The organism is bacterium SCSIO 12844, assembly GCA_024397935.1.
In the GTDB taxonomy this organism is placed as follows: Bacteria; Pseudomonadota; Gammaproteobacteria; order Francisellales; family Francisellaceae; genus M0027.
This window is the reverse complement of record CP073743.1, coordinates 3,151,839-3,173,379: the sequence shown is the minus strand read 5'-3', so window position 1 is coordinate 3,173,379 and position 21,541 is coordinate 3,151,839. Positions and strand designations below refer to the sequence as shown.

General features: G+C 32.5%; 16 protein-coding genes. 5 read left to right on the top strand and 11 right to left on the bottom strand.

What is annotated here, in order from left to right; translation table 11 throughout:
* Nucleotides 1–7: 7 nt before the first annotated feature.
* The 5 genes from pstA to xth form a co-directional block, all read right to left on the bottom strand.
* Nucleotides 8–835, bottom strand: a complete 828-nt coding sequence (pstA, locus tag KFE69_13990) for a phosphate ABC transporter permease PstA (GenBank protein ID UTW42559.1) — start codon at nt 833–835, stop codon at nt 8–10.
* On the bottom strand, nt 832–1,806 hold the full coding sequence (gene pstC, locus KFE69_13985) for a phosphate ABC transporter permease subunit PstC (protein ID UTW42558.1): 975 nt from the start codon (nt 1,804–1,806) through the stop codon (nt 832–834). Before pstC ends, pstA begins: the two co-directional genes overlap by 4 nt.
* A 135-nt stretch (nt 1,807–1,941) precedes the next feature.
* Entirely contained in the window at nt 1,942–3,804 is a 1,863-nt protein-coding gene (locus KFE69_13980; protein ID UTW42557.1) for a sodium:proton antiporter, read from the bottom strand.
* Nucleotides 3,805–3,948: 144 nt separating this feature from the next.
* Complete coding sequence (locus KFE69_13975) at nt 3,949–4,665, bottom strand: glycosyltransferase (GenBank protein ID UTW42556.1); 717 nt, start codon at nt 4,663–4,665, stop codon at nt 3,949–3,951.
* A gap of 89 nt (nt 4,666–4,754) precedes the next feature.
* On the bottom strand, nt 4,755–5,531 hold the full coding sequence (gene xth, locus KFE69_13970; protein UTW42555.1) for an exodeoxyribonuclease III: 777 nt from the start codon (nt 5,529–5,531) through the stop codon (nt 4,755–4,757).
* Nucleotides 5,532–5,698: 167 nt separating this feature from the next.
* On the opposite strand from xth, the gene KFE69_13965 reads away from it, so the two are divergent.
* Nucleotides 5,699–6,565, top strand: coding sequence for a hypothetical protein (locus KFE69_13965; protein UTW42554.1), 867 nt, complete (start codon nt 5,699–5,701; stop codon nt 6,563–6,565).
* A gap of 33 nt (nt 6,566–6,598) precedes the next feature.
* Here KFE69_13965 and KFE69_13960 read toward each other — a convergent pair whose 3' ends face one another.
* Nucleotides 6,599–7,357 carry an FKBP-type peptidyl-prolyl cis-trans isomerase gene (locus tag KFE69_13960; protein ID UTW42553.1) on the bottom strand — a complete coding sequence of 253 codons (759 nt, stop codon included), beginning with the start codon at nt 7,355–7,357 and terminating at the stop codon, nt 6,599–6,601.
* Between the two features lie 272 nt (nt 7,358–7,629).
* Here KFE69_13960 and KFE69_13955 point away from each other — a divergent pair, with 272 nt between their 5' ends.
* From KFE69_13955 to prmC, 3 genes are read left to right on the top strand one after another with little or no spacing between them, the layout of a single operon-like run.
* Entirely contained in the window at nt 7,630–8,895 is a 1,266-nt protein-coding gene (locus KFE69_13955; protein UTW42552.1) for a glutamyl-tRNA reductase, read from the top strand.
* Nucleotides 8,896–8,915: 20 nt separating this feature from the next.
* A complete protein-coding gene (gene prfA / locus KFE69_13950) occupies nt 8,916–9,995 on the top strand; it encodes a peptide chain release factor 1 (GenBank protein UTW42551.1) in 1,080 nt (359 codons plus the stop codon).
* Nucleotides 9,996–10,002: 7 nt separating this feature from the next.
* A complete protein-coding gene (gene prmC, locus KFE69_13945) occupies nt 10,003–10,845 on the top strand; it encodes a peptide chain release factor N(5)-glutamine methyltransferase (GenBank protein ID UTW42550.1) in 843 nt (280 codons plus the stop codon).
* Between the two features lie 11 nt (nt 10,846–10,856).
* Here prmC and KFE69_13940 read toward each other — a convergent pair whose 3' ends face one another.
* Genes KFE69_13940 through KFE69_13920 form a run of 5 tightly spaced genes read right to left on the bottom strand, consistent with a single transcriptional unit; the run spans nt 10,857 to nt 19,859 of the window.
* The gene (locus KFE69_13940) at nt 10,857–12,650 is read right to left on the bottom strand and encodes an EAL domain-containing protein (protein ID UTW42549.1); all 1,794 of its coding nucleotides are present in this window, start codon (nt 12,648–12,650) and stop codon (nt 10,857–10,859) included.
* Nucleotides 12,643–14,418 carry an EAL domain-containing protein gene (locus tag KFE69_13935; GenBank protein ID UTW42548.1) on the bottom strand — a complete coding sequence of 592 codons (1,776 nt, stop codon included), beginning with the start codon at nt 14,416–14,418 and terminating at the stop codon, nt 12,643–12,645. Before KFE69_13935 ends, KFE69_13940 begins: the two co-directional genes overlap by 8 nt.
* Nucleotides 14,411–14,986, bottom strand: coding sequence for a chemotaxis protein CheB (locus tag KFE69_13930; GenBank protein ID UTW42547.1), 576 nt, complete (start codon nt 14,984–14,986; stop codon nt 14,411–14,413). Before KFE69_13930 ends, KFE69_13935 begins: the two co-directional genes overlap by 8 nt.
* Before the next feature lie 2 nt (nt 14,987–14,988).
* The gene (locus KFE69_13925) at nt 14,989–15,813 is read right to left on the bottom strand and encodes a protein-glutamate O-methyltransferase CheR (GenBank protein ID UTW42546.1); all 825 of its coding nucleotides are present in this window, start codon (nt 15,811–15,813) and stop codon (nt 14,989–14,991) included.
* Nucleotides 15,810–19,859: a response regulator gene (locus KFE69_13920; GenBank protein UTW42545.1), complete on the bottom strand. Its 4,050-nt coding sequence runs from the start codon at nt 19,857–19,859 to the stop codon at nt 15,810–15,812. The genes KFE69_13925 and KFE69_13920 overlap by 4 nt, the downstream gene beginning before the upstream one ends.
* Before the next feature lie 251 nt (nt 19,860–20,110).
* Here KFE69_13920 and KFE69_13915 point away from each other — a divergent pair, with 251 nt between their 5' ends.
* Nucleotides 20,111–21,538: a peptide MFS transporter gene (locus KFE69_13915; GenBank protein UTW42544.1), complete on the top strand. Its 1,428-nt coding sequence runs from the start codon at nt 20,111–20,113 to the stop codon at nt 21,536–21,538.
* Nucleotides 21,539–21,541 lie beyond the last annotated feature (3 nt).

Below are 21,541 nucleotides of genomic sequence, written 5' to 3'. Positions count from 1 at the left end.
TTATTAACTATTTATTTTTGGTAAGCCAACGGGCAGATAAATTCATAATAAGCACTAAAACGGTAATAATTAATGCACCAGACCAGGCAAGGTTTTGAAGTTGGGGGTATGGCTGCATGGCGTTTTCAAAAATCATTACAGGTAAAGATTCCATTGCCTCAGTTAAATTAAATGATAAAAAGCTATTTTTTGCTGAGGTAAATAAAAGTGGAGCACTTTCACCCATAATCCGTGCTGTTGCTAAAATGACAGCGGTAATTAAACCACTTTTTGCTGAGCGATAAACAATCATAACAATGACTTTCCATTTTGGCACTCCCAATGCAATGGCTGCTTCTTTTAACATTGGTGAGACAAGAAATAGTACATCTTCAGAAGCTCTAACAATAATAGGTAATGCAATTAAACTTAAGGCAAATACGCCTGCCAGTGCTGAGAAGCGACTATAAGCTACGATTAATGTATAAGTAAAAATCCCAACGATAACAGATGGTGTACTTAATAATATATCATTGATAAAACGAATCGATTTAACGAGGCGATTTTTATCTCTACATTCAACTAAAAACGTTGCAATTAAAATGGCAATGGGGGTGACAATTAAAATCGATAATAAGGTCATAATCAATGAACCAATAATTGCATTTCTAAGACCTAGGCTTCGCGTGTCATATAAAAGCAGGTCAAAGCTTAAAGAATCAATACCGCGATAAAAGAGTTCCAATAATACACTTAATAAAACCAAAACACTGATAATAGCAGCTAACCAACAGAGGCTTCTAAAAGCGGTATTTTTGATTTTACGTTTAATGGGGGTGCTTTCAGTTAGATTCATGAAGGCTTCCTTTTCGATTTTTTAAGGAAATAACGTGAAATTAATAAAATTATCAGTGAAATAATAAACAAAATTAATCCCGTTTCAACTAAAGCCGATGGATAAAGCGTACCAACAGCCTCATTAAACTCATTGGCAATGGTTGCAGAGATGGTAGTTGATGGCATAAATAAACCTTCTAGTGCATGCGTATTACCGATAACAAAAGTAACGGCCATCGTTTCACCTAGTGCGCGGCCAAAGCCTAAAATAATAGCACCTAATAATCCAGGTGCTGCAAATGGTAGTAATACTGATTTAGTCACTTCCCAATGTGTTGCACCAGTACCATAGGCTGCTTCTTTAACCATATCAGGCATATTGCCTAATACTTCGCGCATAATTGAAGAAATTAAAGGAATGACCATAATTGCTAGAATAAGACTTGCTGCAAAAATACTACTGCCTGTTGGTAATGCCTTAACAAAAAACATCACAATCGGTTTGAAATAGTATAAAAATGAGCCATCGGCTTGTAATAAGTCAAATTTAGCCTGCATATAGTTTGATAAGGGTAGTAATTTTAATTGTAATTGTTGAATAAATGGTAATAAGAAAAATAACCCCCAAATACCATAAACAATACTTGGAATTCCTGCCATAAGCTCGATTAATCGAGCTAAGATTTGACCGATTTTTCGTGGTAATAAGCTATCGATCAAAATCGCAATACCAAGACTTAAAGGAACGGCAATGATCAATGCAATCAATGAGGTTACAACCGTGCCCAAAATTGCCGCTAATGCTCCAAATTGATTGGTTACTGGGTTCCATTTATTAGTCCAAAGAAATGAAAAGCCAAATGCTTTAATACTCGGTAAACTAAAGATAATTAAACTTACCAATAACATTAAAAATACAACAACTAAAGCAAGTGCTAATGTTGTTGCTAGAGAGAAAAAGCGTCGATCGCCTTTCGATGTGCTAAACATTAATATCTAAACCATCACTTATTTAAATTACTAAATTATCTTAAATGATAAGTGTTACAAAAATATTACGAAAGCCTAGTAGTTGAAATAATTTGGTGAATTAAAGTTTCTGATTAATGCTCATTAATTTAAACATTATGCTTTATCAGCTTCCATAGAAAGGTGCTCTGGTAATATAAAACTAATAATCTTCCAACCAGCAGGTGCTTGCCAGTTGCCTTCATTATTAATAACGCTCTCAGGAGAAAATACGTGAAGTTTTTCTTTTGGGGTGACAACAAATAGGGGAACAAGTCGACCTTGATATTGTTTTTGATAATCTTGCCAGCTAAATTCATTGGTAATAAGTGTTGTTTTAATAATACCACCTTGGTTGAACCACTGTGCAAACTGGTCAAAGTTAAAGTCTTTGCTAAATAGTCGTTTGCTATAATGTTTATCAATTAAAGACATGGTGGTTTTATCATCATCAGCCGATGGTAACATAAAAATCGTATCTCGCCCTAATTCTTGGCGAAATTTAACTGCTGATAAAGTATTGACTTGATTTAAGTGACTTAATCCAAGCATTCGACCAATACCAATTAAGTTAATATGCCAATTAGCATGCTCTGAGGCAGGGTTGCCATAATAACAGGGTAAGCCTTCAAGGCGAGCCTTATTGACTTCACGCCATGTGTTATCAGCCAGTAAGACATAAACACCTTGCTTTTGTAGGACTTTACCAATATCACGCGCAAGTTTATTAGCACCAATAATTAAAAAGCCTCTTGGATCAGGGGCTGAAGCACCAATATAGCGTGCAAAAAATGGCGCAGTTAAACTTTGAAAAGTGACAGTACCAATGATAATTAAAAAGGTAACTAAGGCTAATTGATGACCAAATACAGGCTCATGCATTTCTTGAGCAACCTTAATTGAGAATAAAGCCGCAACAGATGCAACAACAATGCCGCGTGGATATATCCAACCAAGTAAGATTCGCTCTCGCCAGTTCAATGAACTTTTTATCGTACAGAAAAGTACAACCAAAGGACGTACAATAAATTGTAATGCTAAAAGTAATACAAGTGTTGGTAAGATTACTAATTCAAGATTATCAAACGATAGATTCGCACCTAAGATAATAAATAAAATGGAGATTAATAAAACACTTAAATGTTCTTTGAAGTTTAGAACTTCTTCAATATGAGTGCTACGCATATTACCAACAATTAATCCCATCACTGAGACTGTCCAAAGGCCTGAACCTTCAATTAAATGTTCACTTAAAACAAATGCCGTAACAATTGCAGCTAATACAAAAAGGTTTGATAAATAATCCGGTACCCAACTACGTCTTAATGCAACGCCGATAACAAAGCCAAAGATAATGCCAATGGCACTTGCGACAACAGCGATAATAAGAATGAAAATAAATGCATTAATAATGCCATTATTTTGCCAATGGGAAACCGTACTATAGACAATAACAGCACCAACAGCACCAATTGGATCAACAAGCATACCTTCCCAGCGTATGACATCAGAAAGTTTCTGTGTTGGTCTTACACTTCTTAGAATGGGTACGACAACCGTTGGACCACTAACAGAAGCAATAGCACCTAAAAGCGCTGCAATTGACCATGGAAAATTTAATAATTCATGGGCTAGATAAGTTGTTAGAATGGCTGTTACGATATAACCAAAGGTAATTAAAAGTGCGACGGTTCTACGATTTTGTTTACCAATTTCTTTAAACTTTAAAGTCATTGTTCCTTCAAATAAGATAATGGCAACGCCTATACCGACAGCAGCATGTAGAAAATCATCACCAAATAGATATTCAGGGTCTAAAATACCTTTGGGTAGATTAGGGATTAAGTAGCCTGCGATCGGCCCTAATAAAATACCAACAGCTAATAAAAATAAAATAGCTGGCAACCGAATTCGCCAAGATAACCATTGACAAAAAATCGCTAAAATTAGAATAAGCATTAAGCTTAGTGAAATATCCATAATAAATACTTAACCTTTATGATTGGGTCATTATTTTTATTTATTTAATTATGCCGACTATTAGATTAGGTTAAAACTAATTTCAATTGATTTTATATGATTTAAATAATTTAGCTGCAGATAGAAGCTTAAGATCACTTGAATCTATTTCTTATAAGTTGATTTTTTAACATTTAATGGGCAGTTTTTTTCATAAAATCGATTCATTTTATGATCTGAAATACCGATTTTATAACAGAATTTTAATAATTGGTTAGATAGCCATTGTTTATAAATACCATTTTGTTGAAAGCGAATCGATGAGGTCATTACAGGATAATTAAGCATCTGTGGTTGATTATTTTGGCTTAATAGCTCAGATATTAAGGTATCTTCAAATATATCTAGCTCTTGAATTGGAAAGTATAGGCTTGCTAAGTCTTTGGTTAAAAAAATACAATGATCTAAATAAACAATATTTTTTTTAATAAAGCGTACTTGATTAGAGTACCAAGAGATAAAAGATAGAAAAGGGTGTTTAAGATCAAACTGATGTTTAAAGCCACCCCAAAAATATTTAGTTTGTTTATATTGCTGAAGTGAATCAATGGCTTCAATCGGTAGGATAGAGCGTGGATGATGTAATAAGATTAAGTCTCCTTTAGCCTGTAAAATACCTTCATTAATTCTTGCCGCTCTATTATATTTGTTAGTCGATATTAAGTAAGCATCTGATTGCTGTATCAGTGCCTTTGTACCATCATCACTGTTAGAATCAACACAGATAATTTCAATATCTGCAATCGATTGATATTTGCTTAATATATCTTCAAGATAGCCATGTTCAATTTCATTAAAAGTAGGAATAATTATACTAATCATAGTAAATGAAACTAAATCCTTTTAATTTATTTAATATATTTAATTTGAAGTATTATTCTTATAAAAATAGATGATGTCAAATAACAATTTTAATTAACATCAAATTGATAATCTAATGTTAGTGGTGCATGATCTGAAAACCACTGTTGTTTGTAAACACAGGCATCTACTATTTTTGATTTTAAATTAGGGGTAGTCCATTGATAGTCTATTCGCCAACCGACATTATTTGCTCTTGCTTGCCCTCGGTTTGACCACCAGGTATATTGATCTTTTTCGGTGTTAACTACTCGAAACGCATCAACCCAGCCAATTTCATCAAAAACATAATCAAGCCAAGCACGCTCTTCAGGTAAGCAGCCAGAGTTTTTTTGATTGCTTTTAAAATTTTTAATATCAATTTCTTTATGGACAATATTAATATCACCACAGATAATCATATTGTCTTTATCATTGATTTGTTGTTCTAAAATCGATTGATATTTCTCTAAAAATTGCATTTTGATAACTTGACGTTCATCTTTACTAGATCCTGATGGTAAGTATAAAGAAGCAATACTAAAATTCTCAAAATCAAGTTGAATATATCGACCTTCTGTATCGGCCCAATGAATATCTAAGCCGGTAATAACATTTTTAGGTTTAATTCGACTATAAATTGCAACACCACTGTAACCTTTTTTTTCAGCATCAAAAAAGTAATTGTAATAACCTTTAGGGTGGTAAATTGGATCATCTAGTTGATCACGCTGTGCTTTAGTCTCTTGAATGCATAAAAAGTCAGCATTCTGCTTTTCAAACCAATCAAAAAAACCTTTTCTTGCTGCTGCTCGAATGCCATTGGCATTAAAAGTAATAATACGCATGAATTACCTCTTTTTAAGCTTAATTATCCCAGGATTGATCAATCGGTCAAGGCTTATTCAAAAAAGAGATACCTTATTTTATGAGGTATTTTGTTTGTTACTATCTGATTATTATATTTTGATGAAATGATAACTTAAAAATATAATAATTTAAGAAGGGGTTTGCCTTGAAAATAATTCAAATTTTTACACTTAGTATTTTATTCATTTATAGTAATGTATATGCTTCGGCAAATTATAAAGTACAAATATTTAATAGATCAGCATACTCTGTCGATATAAAAAAAGACTCAACCACCTGCATTAATAGTATTAGTGGCTTACCTTTTTCCATCGAAGGCTTAAAAAATAATAATTTACAAAATGGCCTATTCAATTTTGAAGACAAAAACACTTGGGCTGGTACTTGCGATGGCGCAGAAAAAGAAGTTGATTTATCATTGAATTTTATTGGTGCAGGCAGAAGTGCTGGCATAGTAAAAATTGAGCATAAGAAGAATAATAATGGTAAATGGAGTACAAAAGTATCATCGGCAAGTTCTGTTATAAAGGTGACATCAGCTGCTTGTTATACAGAAGATAATAAAAGTCATAATTGTCGTGATATTTGGTTTGAAAGTTCAGATGATTTAACTATTAAGATGGATGTTAATGTTGATGCCGCAACCCCGCCACCACATCCAATTGCAGGTGATACATCACCTGTTTCAATTGGCTTGGGGGATATTACATTTTATGATGGTTTTGGTAAAAAGACACAGTTTGATGATATTAAAAGTGCTACAAGTGGTCACTATAGTGTTCATTTTTCTAAAACGCTTCAGAGATGTACTATTGTTGGAAATAGTAGCTCAATTGGTGCTTATTTAGTATGTGGAGATGGAATTGACTTTAGAACCGTTCAACAAAAACAGGGAAAAACTACAGTTGATCGTTTAGTCTTTTTATGCGTACAAGATAAAAAAAATGAAGATCCTTGTCCACTAATAAATGAAGGTACTCAATCAGTGAACAGTTATAATATTTTTGGATAAATAAAATTAGAATTTAAAAAAGTAACACAAAGTTTATTGTGCTACTTTTTTCGCTATGTCTGCTTTTGCAGCTGCTGTAGCAGGTTTGATATCTTTTAGAGTTACTTTAAAGGTTAACGCTTGGTTTGGACCAATCATTGGTGGTGCATACTTACCATAGGCTTGATCTGGTGCAATATAAACAGTCCAAGATGAACCAACAGTCATTTTTTCTAATGCTGATTTAAAACCAGGGATAACACCACTGACTGGGAATGTAGCTGTTTTACCTGCTTGTGTTTGGTCAAAAACTTTACCATCAGGTAACATGCCCTTATAAGTGACAACAACTTGATCATCGGCAGTAGGCATTACTTTACCAGTACCTTTTGTATCAACTTTGTAGTAAACACCATTAGTTAATTTTTCAACACCACTTTCTTTGGTAACTTTAGCCATATATGCTTCTGAAGTTTTAGCATTGGTATCAGCTAATTCTTTTTGCTTTTCTAAAGCTTTTTGCATCATTTGCTTTTGAAAGTCTTGCATAACTGTTTGCATATCTGCTTCTGAAATTGCAGGTGTTGTACCTTTTGTTGCAGCTTGGAAGCCTTGGATAAATAGACTATCGTTTAGATTAATATCTTGCTCTTTAGTACTTTTACCGATTTTATAACCAATCGTATAGCTTACTTTATCCATCTGTGTTTTAAATGCTGTTGAACTAGCATCATTACTAGCTGTTGCTGCAAAAGCTGAACCACTAAGCGCAATGGCACTTAATGCAGCTGTGATAAGGGATAGTTTTTTCATTATGTGATCTCTCCTACAAGTTTTAATAAAAAAATCATTGTGAACCATCTTAAGCAATAATAATTGCTAGCGTCAAGCTATTTACAGCGCCATTTTACTTTTAATTTAGCTTAACTACCTTGATAGGTTAAAGGTTTTTTATACTTATATTTAAGCAAAATCTGTCTAAAACTTTAGTTTTGGAAAAAATATGATAAAATTAGCAACCAGTAACTGGCCAATGTTTAAAAAACTAAACGGTCGGTAAGTTTAATAAATAGATTTTTAGTGATATGGCTTCAGTTCATTTATATATGCTTGGTATTGATTATCACCATGCTTCAGTCGCAGTTAGAGAGATGCTTTCTTTTAGAAAGGATCAGGCAATACTTGCGCAAGAAGAATTACTCAATGCAAACTTAGTTGAGGAAATTGCTATTCTGTCAACTTGCAATCGAACTGAGTTGTATATTGTAAGTCAATTTCCAAAAGAAGTGCTTATTCAATGGTGGTTACAGGCAAAAAATGTCTCTAAAGCGTATCAGGCGTATATAACAACTCGAGATGAAATTGATGCACTACGACATTTAATGCGAACTGCTTCAGGCTTAGAATCGATGATTCTTGGCGAGCCACAAATTTTAGGTCAGGTTAGACAAAGCTATTTAAGCGCATTAGAAAATAAGTATTTATTGGGTCATTTAGGGCAGTTTTTTGAGCAAGCTTTATTAGCAGCAAAAGCGATTCGACGTCGCACCGATATTGGTAAGTGTCCTGTCTCTGTAGCTTTTTCAGCCGCGCATTTAGCGAAAAAACATTACTTAGAAACTTTAACTGATAAAACAGTATTGATTATTGGTGCAGGTGAAACTGCTCAATTAGTTGCGCGACATATTTTTAATATGAAGCCTAATCGAATGATTATTCTTAATCGTACCTTGGATAAGGCAAAGCTTGTAGCAGAAAAAGTTAAAGCAGAATATCAACCTTTAACTAAATTACCTGAATTACTTTCTTGTGCTGATTTAGTGATATCAGCTGTTGGTGCTAAAGAATATATTATTAATAGTCAATTACTTAATTTATTAGAATCATCTCAACTAACTAAGCTATTGATTGACTTATCAGTTCCAAGAAGTATTGACCCTAATTTAAATCAATTAAACTCAATTACACTCTATGGTATTGATAATTTAAATCAAATCATTAAAGAAAATAAACAATTACGTCAAAAAGCATCGCTTTATGCTGAGCGCTTAATTGATCAGATGGTGGATGATTATTTAGAAAAATTACGCTATAAAGCAAGAGTTCATAGAATTAAAGCATTACGTAAAAGTACAGATCAATTAGCTTTAAATGAATTACATAAAAGTCTAAAGCGCCTAGATAATGGTAGTGACCCTTATGAAGTATTAACTCAATTAGTACACAGCCTTAAAAATAAATGGCTGCATCAACCAAGTATCTCAATGCGTAAAGCCGCTGTTTTAGGACATGATGAGCTTTTGGATAATGCTTCTGAATTATTTGGTCTTGACTCTGATAATCAATCTTAAACAAAAAATAAGTTGTATTTATGAAAGAAAGTATTCGTCTAAAATTAGAAAACCTGCTTGATCGCCATCAAGAATTAAGTGCATTATTAAGTGATGCTGATGTGATTAATGATCAGAATCAATTTCGTCAATTATCTCAAGAGTATGCAGATTTAGAAGAATTAGTTAAAACATTTAGTGACTATCAAAACGCTGAAAGTGACTATACGCAAGCACAAGAAATGCTCACTGAATCAGATAAAGAAATGGCTATGCTTGCACAAGAAGAACTTGATCAAGCGAAAGCATCTATGGAAACTTTAGAAGGACAGTTACAGATTTTATTATTGCCTTCTGACCCAAATGACCGGGCCAATGTATTCCTTGAAGTAAGGGCGGGCACAGGCGGTGATGAAGCGGCTATTTTTGCAGGGGACTTATTTCGTATGTATAGTCGTTATGCTGAAATTAAAGGTTGGCGTGTTGAAATTGTCAGTGAAAGTTTTGGTGAACATGGTGGTTATAAAGAAGTCATTGCTAAGATATCCGGTGAAAAAGTCTATTCGCAATTAAAATTTGAATCAGGTGCTCATCGTGTGCAACGTGTGCCAGTTACTGAGTCGCAAGGGCGAGTGCATACCTCAGCTTGTACGGTTGCAATTATGCCTGAAGCACAAGAGATTGATGCCATTGATATTAATACCAATGATTTAAAAATTGATACCTTTAGAGCATCGGGTGCCGGTGGTCAGCATGTCAATAAAACAGACTCAGCAATTCGTATTACACATCTACCGACAGGGCTTGTTGTTGAATGTCAAGATCAACGCTCGCAACATAAAAATAAAGCACAAGCGATGTCAGTGTTAAAAGCAAGATTGTTACAAAAAGAGCAAGATCAACAACGTCAAGAGCAAGCACAAGCTAGAAAATCATTAGTTGGTAGTGGTGATCGTTCTGAGCGTATCCGTACCTATAATTATCCGCAAGGGCGAGTCAGTGATCATAGAATTAATCTAACACTTTATAAATTAGAAGAAATTATTCAAGGTGATTTAGATTGTGTTATTCAGCCACTCCTACAAGAGCATCAGGCTGATCTATTAGCACAGTTTAGTTAATTATATGATGAGCATTGAAGAAGTTATATCAACTTGGATTAATCAGTTTAAAAAAATATCTACATCACCTTATTTAGATATAGAAGTATTATTAAGCTTTGTCCTACAAAAAGAGCGTACGTTTTTAAAGGCTTATCCTGAAACGCAATTAACTTTAGTAGAATATAATCAACTGGAAATTTTGATTAATCGAGCATTACAAGGTGAACCCATTGCTTATTTAATTAATAAACAAGCTTTTTGGGATTTTGAATTATATGTTGATTCATCTGTGTTAATTCCAAGAAGTGATAGCGAGATACTCGTTGAAGCTGTTTTAGAAACCTATCCAGATAAAAATGATACAAAAACTTTAATTGACTTAGGTTGTGGTAGTGGTGCTCTAGCTTTAGCAATCGCAAAAGAGCGAAAAAATTTTTTAGTTTTGGCAACAGATATAAGCCTTAAAGCATTATCTATTACGCAAAAAAATTGCCAACACTTAGGATTAGACAATGTATCTTTATTTGCATCTGATTGGTTTAGTGCAGTAACACAGTCTATGCACTTTGATATTATTATCGCCAATCCACCTTATATTGATAGATCTGATCAAGCAGTTGAAGCAAATGTAAAAAAATATGAACCACATCATGCATTATACTCAAAAAACAATGGTTTAGAAGACTTATTTGCAATTATTAAGCAATCGAAAAACTATTTAAAGCCACAAGGGAGTATTTTTTTAGAGCATGGTTATTTGCAAGATCAAATCATCAGAGAAAAATTATGCGATGAAGAATTTTGTCATGTCAAAACTTATCCTGATTTAGGCGGATTGCCTCGAGTAAGTTTTGGAAAAATAACTTAAAAAACAATAGTTTATTTTAATAATTTAATAAATTCCTTAAAGATTAGAGGTTTTGAAAAATAAAATCCTTGCCCATATTGACAGTGATGTTCTTTTAAAAAGTCTAATTGTTCTTTAGTTTCTATTCCTTCAGCAATCACCTCTAAATTAAGGTTTTTAGCCAAATCTAAGATTGTGATTATCATATTTCTTTGTTGATGGTTTGTGTGTATTTCTTTCATAAAAGACTGATCAATTTTTAAAATTGAAATAGCTAAATTATGTAGTCGTTTAAGTGATGAGTAACCAGAGCCAAAATCATCGATACTAATACGTACACCAAGTTTAGCAAGTTCATTGACTGTTTTATCAAAGTTTAATGAATTAGTTGTCAGTGTGGATTCTGTTAATTCAATTTCAAAAATATGACTTGGTAGATTATGTAATTTGATCTGCTCTTGAATAAATGTAAGGTAACTATGATCATCAAACTGTTTAATTGACGTATTAATTGCAAAAAATAGTTTATTACATAGTGTTTTATCAATCGTTGCTATTTCTTGTGAAGCAGTTTTAAAAATCCAATGCCCTAGGGGTTTAATTAAATCGATTTCTTCAGCAATAGGAATAAAGGTATCTGGTGGGATATCACCTAATTTAGGGTGTTGCCAGCGACATAAAATTTCTGCGCCAACAATTGTTTGAGTATTTAATAGATAAATTGGTTGGTAGGCTAAATAAAATTCATTATTATCCAATGCTTGTTGAATACCAGATTCAACTGTTTTATAAAATTGATAGTCATCTTGCATGGCTTGATTGAAAAAATAAAATGTATCATTAGTATTATTTTTAGCACGATACATTGCTGTATCTGCACTTTTAATAATTGATTCAACCGTTGTGCCAGAGTCTGGATAAAAAGCAATGCCGATGCTTAAGCCTATACTTAATTCATGTTGATTGATTAAAAACGGTAGTCTAAAAGCATCTATTAAACATTCAGCAACTCTACCAACGTAGTGAGTCTTTGTAATATTATTTAATATAATGGCAAATTCATCACCACCTAAGCGTGCAATGGCATAATCACTTTTCACAGGTAAAAAATGTATTGTGGAAGTGAGCGTTTTTTGAAATCTATGACTGACAAGTACGAGTAATTGATCACCAATATCATGACCAAACTGATCATTAACGGATTTAAACTTATCTAAATCCATAAACATCATACAAAATACTTGTTGTTGGTTTTTGGCATTTGTGATACTTTTTTCAATAAATTCATCGAATCCTAGGCGATTATACAAACCTGTTAAAGCATCATATTTAGCTATTTTTTCTAATTCAGTATTTGTGCGTGATAAATCTTTTTGTATCATATCTAGATTAGATAATTGATTTTCCATAATTTTATTATGTCGATAATGATCAAGGTAGACTGATACTTTGCTGGTTAGTACAAAGGGATCAATAGGTTTAACAATATAATCGACAGCACCTAGTTCATGCCCGTAACGGATATATTGTTGATCCTTACTGAAAGCTGTAACAAAGATAATCGGTATATCTTGTGTACATTTATGTTTTTTAATTAAGTTTGCTACTTCAAAGCCGTCCATTTTCGGCATTTGTACATCTAAAAGAATTAATGCAAACTGATGCTGAGTGATTAAATTTAATGCAATTTCACCACAGTCTGCTTCAAATAATTCACAGTTGATATCTTCTAGTACCTCAGTAAATGCAAATCGATTTTTTACATCGTCATCTACAATTAATATTTTAGGTGTCTCAATTAAATCTGTGAATTTATGACTATTCATTATAAGCTTCCAAAAATATCGTTAATTGTTCAGCATTTAAAGGTGATTGAAATAAATTTCCTTGAACAAATAAGCAGTGATTTGCTTCTAAGAACTTTAGTTGTTGATCCGATTGAAGGCCTTCGGCAATAATTTCTATATTTAAATTTTTAGCTACTGAAATAATGGCTTTAATAATCATTTCAGCACTGTTATTGTCACCAATTCCTTGAATAAATGAGGCATCTATTTTTAATGCGAAAAAGGGTATTTCTTGTAGCTTGATTAAAGAAGAATAACCAGTACCAAATTTATTAAGGATGATATTAATGCCTAACTTATTTAATTGGTATAAAAGCGAGTGATCATTTTGTTTAAATGTAATTAAAGCACTTTCATTTAACTCTAGCATTAAAAGTTTTTTAGGGAATGAGTACTGACAAAGTGCTTGATTAAGTTTAGTAAAAAAGGTTGGATGTAATAATTGTTTTGTAGAGAAATTGATTGTAAAAAATAAGTCATCATAGCCTTGATCATAAAGTGATTGAACTTTAAGCAGTGCTTGATTGATTAACCAGTTACCAATGGTTTCAGAGATGCCAATATTTTCAGCAATAGACATCAATACATTCGGTTGAATACTTTGAAGTTTGGCGTGTTTACATTGAAGTAATATTTCAATGCCATAAGGATTTTTAGTTTCTAAATTAAAAATAGGTTGATAAATTAATTCAAAAGCACACTGATTAACTGCTTCTTTAATTAGCGTTTCAAGCTCTAGCTGAGCTAAGTATTTATCTTGTAAATCATCTGTAAAATAACAAATCTGGTTTTTACCTAAAGCTTTTGCATGATACATAGCAATATCAGCATTATGCATTAACTCTTTTGAGGTATTGCCTGCAGATGGATAACAGGCAATACCCATACTAAATGAGGTATAAATTAAGTGACCATCAATTTCAATGTTTTGATCTATGACAGATTTAATTAAATTAGCTGTTTTTAGCGCATCTGAAGCTTTATTAAGGTGAGTAACTATAATGGCAAACTCATCACCACCTAAACGTCCTTGATAATCTTCCTTTCGTGTATTTTCAGTTAATAATTTGCCAATATGTTGTAATAATTGATCACCAATAGGATGACCTAAGGTATCATTAATCGATTTAAAATCATCTAAATCAAGGAAAATAACTGCAAATTGCTCATCAGTATGATCTTTAGCATAAGCAATTTGTTTTTCTAAATCTGTTTCAAACTGTCTACGGTTGGCAATCGATGTTAATGGGTCATTTAAAGCAAGCTTTGATAATTCTTGATTTTTCTCTTTTAATTCTCTTTTTACGATACGTAATTCACTGACAGTTTGTAAGATTTCTGTGTTTTTCTGTTGGTAGATATTAAGAAAAATCTGGATTTTTGATTTTAAAATATGTGTTTCAATCGGTTTAAATAGATAGTCGACTGCACCTGCTTCATAGCCTTGAAATACATATTGTTGCTCTTTAGATATCGCTGTGACAAAGATAATTGGGATACCTCTGGTGCGCTTATTTTTTCTCATTAGTTCAGCTGTTTCAAAACCACCCATACGTGGCATTTGTACATCCATTAACACAACGGCAAATTCTTCATCAATCATCAATTCGAGTGCTTTTTCACCTGAGTTAGCTGTGATCAAGTTGGCATCAATGCCCTCTAATGCCTCAACCATAGCAACTAAATTATCTTCTAAGTCATCAACAATTAATATATTTGATTTTTTAAAGTGAGATTTACTATCCATTTTTCATCTCCATTTGATTCAACCACTGTGTGATTTCTACTAATTGCATGACTTTAGCTCTAGGTACTTTAATGATAGCAGATTCAGGCATCATTGGTGCTGAGGCAGATTTAGGATCTTGAACAATGCACATACCACCAGTTTGATTGATTAATTTAAGTCCGATTGAGCCGTCTTGGTTGGCTCCTGTTAATAAAATTGCAATTAATTGATTTTTATAAACATCACAGGCAGAGCTAAATAATAGATCAATTGATGGTCTTGAATAATTAACTGGTGGCTCTAAAGATAATGCAATGGCAGCTTTATTTTCAATTAACATATGATAGCCAGGCGGTGCAACATAAATCGTATTTTTTTGAATGATCTCTTTATCACAGGCTTCAATGACTGTTCTACCTTGAGTAATCTGATTGAGATGCGTTGCTAAGTAACTATCATCATTTTCCATTAAATGCTGAACAATAAAAATAGGTAAACTAAAGTCTTTCGAAAGCTCTGTCAAAACTTCACTAAAAGCATTTAAGCCACCTGCAGAAGCACCAATAACAACTGCCTGATATTTCATTTTTACCTCTTTTGATAGATTTTCATTTGTTTATCGATGACATCAAAATCATTTTCTACTTGTGAAAATTGTAATGTCTCTTTAGTTCCTATACATAAAAAACCACGGTGGCATAAGCTATGTTTAAATAAAGATAAGACTTTGTTTGTTAAATCATTATCAAAATAAATCATTACATTTCTACACAGAATAACATTCATTTCACCAAAGGATCTATCAGTGACAAGATTATGATTAGCAAATGCAATTGAGTCTTTTAAAAAATCATGTAATTTAATAGCATCATATTTAGCGGTGTAGTAGTTTGAAAAGCTTTTTTTGCCGCCAAATTGATTATAATTATCAATAAATTTTTTCATATGTTCGGTTGAGTAAATACCTTTTTTGGCAATATTTAATGCTTGGTTGTTAAAGTCTGTTGCATAAAGCGTTGTTTTTTCTAAAAAGCCTTCTTCATGTAGTAAAATAGCAAGTGAGTAGATTTCTTCGCCTGTCGCACAACCGGCACTCCATATTTTAACAAAGGGATATGTTTTTAGTACAGGCAGTATATTTTCTTTAAATGAGCGGTAAAATAATGGATCTCTAAACATGGCAGTGACAGTAATCGATAGGTGTTTTAACAACTCCTCAAATAAGTCACTATTATGCAATATGATATCCGTTAAATGTATATAGGATGTAATCTGATAATTATCCATAAATAAATTAAGTCGTCTTTTTAAAGAGGACTTAGCATAATGCCTAAAATCATAACCATAGGCTTTTTCAATTGCATGAAGTAGTAAATCAACTTCAACTATCTCGATATCATTTCTTTCAATCATGATTTAGCCGACCATACTTTCATCATGGATATTAGCTGATCGACATCAATCGGTTTTGCAATATAATCATTTGCACCCGCTTGTATACATTTTTCCTTATCATCGCTCATTGCTTTGGCAGTTAAGGCAATAATTGGTAAGTTTTTAAACTGTTTATCTTTTCTAATTTCTTCAATGGCTTGATAACCATCCATAACAGGCATCATAATATCCATTAGAACAATATGGATATCTGATTCTAGCTTTAATTTATCAACTGCTTGTTGTCCATTAGATGCAATGACAACATCAAGTGCGTACTCTTCTAATTCACTCGATAATGCAAATACATTGCGCATATCATCGTCAACTAATAATACTTTTTTATTTTTTAGTGCCTGATCACCGCTGTGAAGCATTTTAATTTCTTTTCTTGATTCTTTAGGTAAGTTATTTTCAATACTATGTAAAAATAGAGTTACTTCATCGAGTAGACGGTTGGGGGAGTTAACACCTTTAACGACTATACTTTGTGTGTATTTTTGTAGTTGTTGATGTTCTTGTTCTGTTAGATCACGAGCGGTATATACAACAACTGGTGGTAATGAAGCGAAGGTATGGTGTAATTGATCTAAGATTTCAAAACCTGATTGATCCGGTAGGTTTAAATCTAAGATAATACAATCGACTTGGTTTGCTGCCAGATAAGATAGTGCTTCTTTACCACTACTAACAGCTTTAATTGTATTTGTATCATTATCAATTAGTTCACAAACAGCTTGTTGGCTTATTTGGTCATCATCAATAACTAGTATATGTTTAAGATCAGACTGTATAACAGAAGAGAACCGTTTAAAAACATCCATTAGTGAATCTTCTGTCGGTGGTTTTTTTAAATAACCAAGAGCGCCTTGTGCTTTAAGTTGTGGATTTTCATCTCGAGCAGAGATAACGTGAATGGGAATATGACGTGTTTGTAGGTTATCTTTTAATGTTTCAAGGACTTTGATACCATCGATATCGGGTAGACCTAAATCTAATATAATTGCATTGGGTTGTTCAACAATCGCTTTTTCTATCGCATCTTTACCTGAAGATGCTGTTTTCACTTCATAGCCTTGTTCAACTGCATAGTCGCTTAGAATTTCAATAAATGTTTCATCATCTTCAACAATTAGAATGCTTGGTTTATAATTTTGTCTCTTATCTATTTTATCTATTGGGTTTTGTTGTACTTCTATCCTATCACTTGTAGCTAAATGAGATGATATTTTGCCAGTTACTTGACTCTGTTGGCTGCTTGCACTATTAAATATAACCTCTGCGGCAACTTTTTGAGGTGATGGTGATTTCAATGGTAAATGTAGACTAAAGATACTACCTTTATTTTCCTCACTTTCTAAGGTAATTTCACCGCCGAGTAAATCAGCCATCGTACGTGAGATTGCAAGACCTAAGCCTGTACCACCATATTGACGAGAAGTTGAACCTTCAGCTTGTTGGAAAGCTTCAAATATAATGCGTTGCTTATCTTTAGCAATGCCGATACCAGTATCAATAATAGAAAATGTAATTAATTGATTCGCTGGCTGTATCTGCCCATGAATGGATAAGTCTTTATTAGGTTGGCTAACTTTAACTGTAACAGAACCTGTTTCTGTAAACTTAAAGGCATTGGATATAAAATTTCTTAAAATTTGTGTAATTCTTTGATTATCAGATTCGAATGTTTCTGGCAGTTGGTCACTGATATGGAATTGAAAGTCTATGCCTTTATCATTTGCCATTGGCTCAAATTGTGTTTTTAAATCTTCACAAATTGTTGTAATTGAGCAAGGGGATATCTCAACTTGAAGCTTACCAGCCTCAACTTTGGATAAATCCAAAATATCATTGATTAAAGTTAATAAGTCATGGCCACCTTTATGGATAATTTTAGCTGATTTAATTTGCTTTTCAGTCAGATTGCCATCGCGATTCTCAGAGAGTTTTTTAGATAAAATCAATAAAGAATTTAAAGGTGTTCTTAATTCATGTGACATATTAGCAAGAAATTCAGATTTATATTTACTTGATAAAGCTAAGTCTTGAGCACGTTGTTCTAAGTCACCTTGTGCGCTTTCTAATTCTTTTTTCTGCTGTTCAAGGCGCTCGGTTTTCTCCTCTAATTCTTCATTCATAACCCTTAGTTCTTCACTTTGTGAGCGTAACTCTTCTTCTGATTGCTTTAGTGCTTGTGTTTGTTTCTCAAGTGCCTCATTTGAGGTTGCTAATGCTTGTTGCTGAGACTGTAGCTCTTCATTCATCGATTGAGATTGTGTTAGTAAACTCTGTGTTTTAGTATGTGAGATTACATTACTGATAATCGTGGCTAAATGATTACTGACTTCTTTTAAAATCATTTGCTCTTTATCACCTAATAGATGAAAAGATGCAATTTCAATGACACCTAATACATCATCATTATGGATAATTGGCAGTACCATAATATTTAAAGCTTTGTGATTGCCTAATCCTGATGAAATTTTAATATAATCATCGGGCACTTCTGTTAGTAGTATTGATTTTTTCTCAAAGGCACACTGGCCAACTAAGCCTTCGCCAATATTAATTTGATTGGCAACTTGCTTACGTTGTTCATAGCCATAGCTTGCGATTAATGTTAATTTAGCATCTGTATGTTGATCATTCTCATTCTCTATCTCAAGCGAATAAAATGCGCCAAAGCCCGCATTTAAGGTTTCAGATAAGTTACTTATGACTTGTTGTGCAAGTGTTTGTATATCTAAAAGGCTTTGTGCAGATTGAACAATAGTCGCAATTTGAGTTTTTATCCAAACTTGTTGTTTATTCTCTGTGTCAAATGTTTGTAAGTTATTACGCATTTCAATCAATGCATATGAAAGACTATCTTCTTTGGATCTTGGTTGAATATCAGTATCAAACTTACCTTCACCTAAGGATTTTGCAATTTTAGATAAGTTTTGTGTGTTTTGGTTTAATTTGATAAAGCTTGGGTATAATTCACCAAACTCACCACTTTGAGCATCATCAATCTGAATATCTGTTTTACCCACAGCAATGGCTTCAGCAATATTTTTTAATTTGTTTACAGGTTTACTAAAATATTGTTTGATAAACCAATAAGCGATTAAAATGCTTAGTAACATGATTAAAGCTAAACTTATAATAATGGCAATATTAATCCTTGAGACATTTTGTTGTGTATTGGTAAGGTCATCTAATGCGGCATTTTGTATTTCATTATCTAATAGGCTATCCATACTTTTTGATATGGTCGTTGATAAGGCCATTTCACTGCGCTTTTGATCTTCAAGGGCAACAATCCGACTGGCAGTGCCTTTTACTTGCTCGATATATTTACTCATCTGGTTAAAAAAGACGCTTTCATTAGCATCTAAGTTAGTTTTTTTGAGTATGTTTGACCATTTTTCTATATCATCAACACTATCATAAATACGTTCCTTAAGTAGAGGTGATGCTTCTAAAATATAGCCACTAACAGCAGAAGCTAGTTCATAAGTATTGATTTCTATCTCTAATAAGGCATTATGCTTAATTGCATACTCTTTATCACTTTTTAATAACTGTTTTTGCCAATTATCATCTAATGTAGTTTCTATTTTTTCATTGAGTAAAAAGTTTAGTTGTTTGATTTGATTAATCTGATCATTTTCAATGCTAATTAGATTATGTGTATGGGTTTGAAATTTTTCAAAATGGTTTTTTAAGGTTTCTAAATATTGTGTTTCTTTTTTTGTTAGAGGTAGGGACTGATATTGTGCTAGATAGTAATTAAAATGATTAATGTGATTTTGATAACTTATAAGTGATTGTTTATCTCGATAAGCTAGATAATCAATCACATTTTTAAACGCTTCTTTATCATTAATCTCCATCTCTAATGCAGCTTGGACTTTAGATGTGTCAATTGTAACGGTATTGGTAAAATGATAACGTGACCATAAAAGTCCACTTAAGCTTAATAAACCAACAATTAATAGAGGTACTAAAAATAAAATCAGTAATTTGTGGTTTAGTTTCATTTAAGCCTACTCCAACGTTTAAAGAAGTACTTGAAAGTATAGTTAAATAATCAAACATTTTCCATGTCTGCAAAAACGCAGTTAAATTATTATATTATAAATATTTTAATTTTTATTTTTAATTAAATAATTATATTTTATTTATGTAATTGTGGTTTGCTTATTTTTGTCATTTGAAGCTTAAGATTGCTATTTAGATCAATTAATCCTATGATTGAGCATAGTGTAAAGTATAACAATGAATAAAACTAATGAGTCAAAACAGTGATCAAGCTAAAGTCTTAACCATAGCAAGCCTAACTGAATTTGGTGAGCGCTATGGTTATTATGTCATTCAGTCATTATTAATTTTCTTTTTAATTGAGCGCTTTGGTATCTCTCAACATGTCAGTGCATCATTAGTTGGTACTGTACTTGCAATGATTTATATTTCAGCACTTGTCGGTGGCTATATTGCAGATAAGTTAATCAATTATTATCGTGCTGCCTTTCTAGGTTCGATATTTATGATTATTGGCAGCAGTATTTTGGCATTATCAACCAATGAAAATATGATGTTTTTAGGTCTAGCATTTATCTCGATTAGTACAGGGTTGATTAAATCGAATATTTCATCATTTATTGGCAGATTTTATGATCGCTCAGGTTTATCAGATAGTCATCGTGACTTTGGTTTTAATATTTTTTATGTTGGCATTAACTTAGGTTCATTTTTTGCACTTTTTGTTGCATCTGCGCTAAAGAATGCCTATGGATTTTCAGCACCTTTTTATTCAAGCATTGCTGTGTCGATTTTTATGTTGTTATTACTTTTAAGTGGCTTTTTTATACTTAAAAGCTATATCAGTGATGTAAAATTAACATTTAAGAAAGTGTTGGCAACAGCAATTATTATTATCGTTTATATTGGCATTGTTTATGCATTATTAAGACATCCTGATATTGCGAACTTAGCTATTTTATTAGCGGCAGTTTTAGCCGTTGCCATCATGGTAATATCTGCTCAGAAGAAGTATTGGCGCCAAGTGATTGTTGCAGGTATTTTTTATTTATTATCAATTCTTTATTGGGCATTATATTTTCAGATTTTTATATCAATATTATTATTTATTGCCCATTGTGTCGATCATAGCCTTTTTGGTATTACGATTAATAATTCGCAATTTTTAAGTGTTGAATCATTAGGTGTCTTACTTTTTGGTGCTGTAATGGGTAAGATTTGGTTAAGCTTTGGTAAACGCGGAATTCCTGTCAATGATATCGATAAGTTTAACGTTGCTTTTGTGATTATGACTTTAATGTTTATTTTATTTTATTTCTCAATTGCAACGTCTCCAGGCGATCATAAGATACCTGCTATTATTATTGTTGTTGGTTTTTTAATGTTAGCAATTAGTGAGTTATCACTTTCGGCAATTGGTTTATCTCTAGTGACCAAAATTGCACCACCAAAGTATGTATCACTCTATATGGGGATTTGGCTTGTCACTATTGGCTTAGGCGGTAAGATTGCAGGTTTAATATCTTCGCATATAAGCATTGATGCGAATATTGGCTTATCAAAAGCGAATATGAACGATGGGATGTTAGTTTTTATAGTATTAGCAATTGTTGGTAGCATTATTTGCTTTATAACAAGACGCATAATTATAAAAACATCCAAATCATTGGATGTATAATTT

Coding starts and splice junctions, on each gene's coding strand:
- KFE69_13930 (UTW42547.1), bottom strand. CDS start 14,986: ATGAAATATCAGGCAGTTGTTATTGGTGCTTCTGCAGGTGGCTTAAAT.
- KFE69_13915 (UTW42544.1), top strand. CDS start 20,111: ATGAGTCAAAACAGTGATCAAGCTAAAGTCTTAACCATAGCAAGCCTA.
- KFE69_13975 (UTW42556.1), bottom strand. CDS start 4,665: ATGATTAGTATAATTATTCCTACTTTTAATGAAATTGAACATGGCTAT.
- KFE69_13925 (UTW42546.1), bottom strand. CDS start 15,813: ATGATTGAAAGAAATGATATCGAGATAGTTGAAGTTGATTTACTACTT.
- KFE69_13960 (UTW42553.1), bottom strand. CDS start 7,357: ATGAAAAAACTATCCCTTATCACAGCTGCATTAAGTGCCATTGCGCTT.
- KFE69_13980 (UTW42557.1), bottom strand. CDS start 3,804: ATGGATATTTCACTAAGCTTAATGCTTATTCTAATTTTAGCGATTTTT.
- KFE69_13920 (UTW42545.1), bottom strand. CDS start 19,859: ATGAAACTAAACCACAAATTACTGATTTTATTTTTAGTACCTCTATTA.
- xth (UTW42555.1), bottom strand. CDS start 5,531: ATGCGTATTATTACTTTTAATGCCAATGGCATTCGAGCAGCAGCAAGA.
- prfA (UTW42551.1), top strand. CDS start 8,916: ATGAAAGAAAGTATTCGTCTAAAATTAGAAAACCTGCTTGATCGCCAT.
- KFE69_13940 (UTW42549.1), bottom strand. CDS start 12,650: ATGAATAGTCATAAATTCACAGATTTAATTGAGACACCTAAAATATTA.
- KFE69_13955 (UTW42552.1), top strand. CDS start 7,630: ATGGCTTCAGTTCATTTATATATGCTTGGTATTGATTATCACCATGCT.
- KFE69_13935 (UTW42548.1), bottom strand. CDS start 14,418: ATGGATAGTAAATCTCACTTTAAAAAATCAAATATATTAATTGTTGAT.
- pstA (UTW42559.1), bottom strand. CDS start 835: ATGAATCTAACTGAAAGCACCCCCATTAAACGTAAAATCAAAAATACC.
- prmC (UTW42550.1), top strand. CDS start 10,003: ATGAGCATTGAAGAAGTTATATCAACTTGGATTAATCAGTTTAAAAAA.
- pstC (UTW42558.1), bottom strand. CDS start 1,806: ATGTTTAGCACATCGAAAGGCGATCGACGCTTTTTCTCTCTAGCAACA.